This window comes from Roseofilum sp., assembly GCF_982964205.1.
Genome location: NZ_CEZBFX010000215.1, coordinates 1 through 2,853 on the forward strand (window position 1 = coordinate 1; position 2,853 = coordinate 2,853).

The 2,853-nt window shown below is 45.3% G+C and carries 3 protein-coding genes and 1 pseudogene; 1 reads left to right on the forward strand and 3 read right to left on the reverse strand.

The genetic code is table 11. From position 1 onward, the window contains the following. Positions 1 to 221, forward strand: a pseudogene (locus AC3A14_RS24445) (IS701 family transposase); the annotation flags it as partial. Between the two features lie 377 nt (positions 222 to 598). Here AC3A14_RS24445 and trpA read toward each other — a convergent pair. From trpA to ndhL, 3 genes are read right to left on the reverse strand one after another with little or no spacing between them, the layout of a single operon-like run. Next, positions 599 to 1,384 carry a tryptophan synthase subunit alpha gene (gene trpA, locus AC3A14_RS24450; RefSeq protein WP_318737840.1) on the reverse strand — a complete coding sequence of 262 codons (786 nt, stop codon included), beginning with the start codon at positions 1,382 to 1,384 and terminating at the stop codon, positions 599 to 601. A gap of 14 nt (positions 1,385 to 1,398) precedes the next feature. Then, the gene (locus AC3A14_RS24455) at positions 1,399 to 1,719 is read right to left on the reverse strand and encodes a DUF3007 family protein (protein WP_318731159.1); all 321 of its coding nucleotides are present in this window, start codon (positions 1,717 to 1,719) and stop codon (positions 1,399 to 1,401) included. Positions 1,720 to 1,746: 27 nt separating this feature from the next. Then, positions 1,747 to 1,962 (reverse strand): NAD(P)H-quinone oxidoreductase subunit L, encoded by a 216-nt coding sequence (ndhL, locus tag AC3A14_RS24460; protein ID WP_318737838.1) that lies wholly within the window; start codon positions 1,960 to 1,962, stop codon positions 1,747 to 1,749. Positions 1,963 to 2,853 lie beyond the last annotated feature (891 nt).

A 2,853-nucleotide genomic window follows, 5' to 3' on the forward strand; every position in this document is an offset into this window, starting at 1 on the left:
GAGAAATTATTTTTGGGCAACGAGGTAAGCGTACTTATTGGGAAGTGACAACAGAGCCTGAGACCTTACCCGACAATTCCACGAGCTTTGTTATGAGTAACATTCCCCACTTAAAATACTCAAACGTGGGAAATATTTATGGAGAAAGAACTTGGGTTGAATATGGCTTTCGACCGTGTAAATATGAATTAGGGTGGGGCGATTTTCGCTTGACTCATTATCCTCTATTTACATTGAGTATTCTTACCGGTTTCATAGCCTTTTTGGTCTGTAGTTGGGCTATGATATGGCAATACTAGCTAAAATTCTTGCCTAGCAAGGAATTTGCCAACCCTTAGTAAGGGTGAGGTCACGAGTTCAATCCTCGTCACGGGCTTACTTTTTATTGCTTAATCCACCAGTTAGCAGGCACAAATGTTGCTGGTTCAACCCTGATTTTTGCTTTGATGGGGATGTTTAGATCTCCATTAAATCTCCAGGGTTAATCCCATGCTCTTGTTAGAATTCTAAGGGAGATCCAGACCCTCCCTTAGAGCTGTTACGGGTCAAACTCATCAATATTGACCAATAAATACCAGTTACGCCCTATTCTCGGTTACTACTCCATCGCCTGTTTTAAAGTCTGGCAAAACTGGCCTATCGAGTCTATTCCCTCAGATGCTAATCGGCGAACGATCGCACTCCCAACAATCACTGCATCTGCGCCCCAATCAACTACTTGACGAGCCTGTTCAGGCTGGGAGATCCCAAATCCCACACCAATGGGTTTATCCGTAACTTGGCGAATCTGTTGGATCAAACTGGGTACTCTGGTGGCTACTTCACGGCGAACTCCAGTGACTCCGGTTACGCTGACTAAGTAGATAAATCCTTGGGACTTTTGGGAGATCGCCTGAATTCGCTCTGCGGAACTGGTGGGTGCAACTAATAACACAACTTCAATTCCCCGTTCAGCCGCCGGTTCTAAGATACATTCTGCCTCTTCTAGAGGCAAATCGGGAACGACTAAACCAGCCGCTCCTGCTTGCTTAATCTCATCCAAAAAGCGGTCAATTCCCCGATGCAGAATCGGATTATAGTAGGTAAACAAAATCACTGGAGCCTTCAACTGGGGGCTAACTTGGCCGAGCAGTTCCAATACGGATTCTAGACGGGTTCCTTGTTGTAGAGCGCGGGTAGCCGCCGCTTGAATCACAGGGCCATCTGCTAAGGGATCGGAATAGGGAACCCCCAGTTCAATAATATCTGCACCTTGGCGATCCAGCACTTGCAGAGCCTGAGCTGTGGTTTCTAAATCTGGGTCGCCTGCGGTAATAAATGGAATTAAGGCTGGAGTGCTTTGCGATCGCAGTTGCTGAAAACACTCGGTAATCGCATGGGTCATAACAATAATATCAATTAATCAGGGGAGATAGAGGGATCGGATTCTGAGGCTACCTCAGCTTCTAGTTTGGCTCTCTCCTCTGGCGTTAGAGATTCCCATCGTTTTTGCAGCATAGCCTCTTCATAGTCGCGCCGTTGCTGATTGTAGGTCATGTTTTGGGTTCCCACCCGAAATAGATAGGTAGATACCCAAACTAATACCCCACCCATAAGAATAACTTGACTCCAACGGCCAGCATCTAGGCTATCTAACCCCAAAAGTTGAAATAGCCCATACACTAAACCACCGGTGGCAAAAATTGCCCCACTAATGACAATTACATCAATTCGTCGCACGTTCTGCTTACCTTTTGTCCAGGGGATTTACGAAATTTGCTGGGGTTTGGGTCTCAGATTAATCAAAGGAGCCAACAATAGAATACCTGGGAAACACCAAAAGACCATGAAGTACATCAATAACCGTTCGATGGAACTGGCACCATACCAACGGCGATCGAGGTAGAAATAGATCAGAGCTGGTAAGACTAGGAGATAGGTTCCCCCCAAAATTCCGTAGACCAGTAAGGTGATAATGTCCATCTAGCTATATTTAAAGCGAATGATCCAGAGCAATCATACCACTTTTAGACCAGTTAAGCTGGCAATCTCAATCCTGGGCTGTTCCAGATGATTTCATTGAGGGACTTGTCAAAACTTAGGATTTGTGTTTTAATCATTTGTTGTGTGAAATACAAAACTTCACTACCTTACACTTTACTCAAGTGCGGGGGCGTGGCGGAATGGTAGACGCTACGGACTTAGAAAATTGAGCCTTAGCAGAGAAATTTGCTAAGTGTAAGCTCTCAAACTCAGGGAAACCTAAATCTGGCAACAGGCATGGCAATCCTGAGCCAAGCCTAAGATAAAGACTAAGGGAATTACACTTTAATCAATTATCTTAGGAAGGTGCAGAGGCCCGACGGGAGCTACCCTAACGTATTCAGTCGAGGGTAAAGGGAGGGTCCAATTCTCAAAACCGGTGAGCTAGATCTCAAGGAAACAGCGAAAGCTGTGGGAGAATGAAAATCCGTTGACCTTAAAAGTCGTGAGGGTTCAAGTCCCTCCGCCCCCATCAAACATATCTCTTATCCGTTGGTACTTGAAGCCTCACGACTTTCAATTTCAACGGGTTTGCACCTGGTTTGCACCTAAACCACCATAACACCTCCAAAAATAAGGTGCAAGAAATAGGTCAAGCAGAATAGAGAAAACTTATAGATAAAAGCATTGCCATAGAATTTCACCCATAAACCAATCACATGACCACCACATAAGCATTGTCTATAGATTTCATAGAGAAATTCAAGGGGTTCCCTGAGAGAAACTGGCAACCCCTCCCAAAACCCCTAAAAATCTCTCTCACTTTCAGGCGCAACTGCTATCACCAGGTGAATCACCTGGTGTTCAGAGATGAGAGAGGACTGCTCCTGC

What these genes read in the sequence shown, in the direction of transcription:
- trpA (WP_318737840.1), bottom strand. Translation starts at nt 1,384, where the DNA reads ATGACCCATGCGATTACCGAGTGTTTTCAGCAACTGCGATCGCAAAGC.
- ndhL (WP_318737838.1), bottom strand. Translation starts at nt 1,962, where the DNA reads ATGGACATTATCACCTTACTGGTCTACGGAATTTTGGGGGGAACCTAT.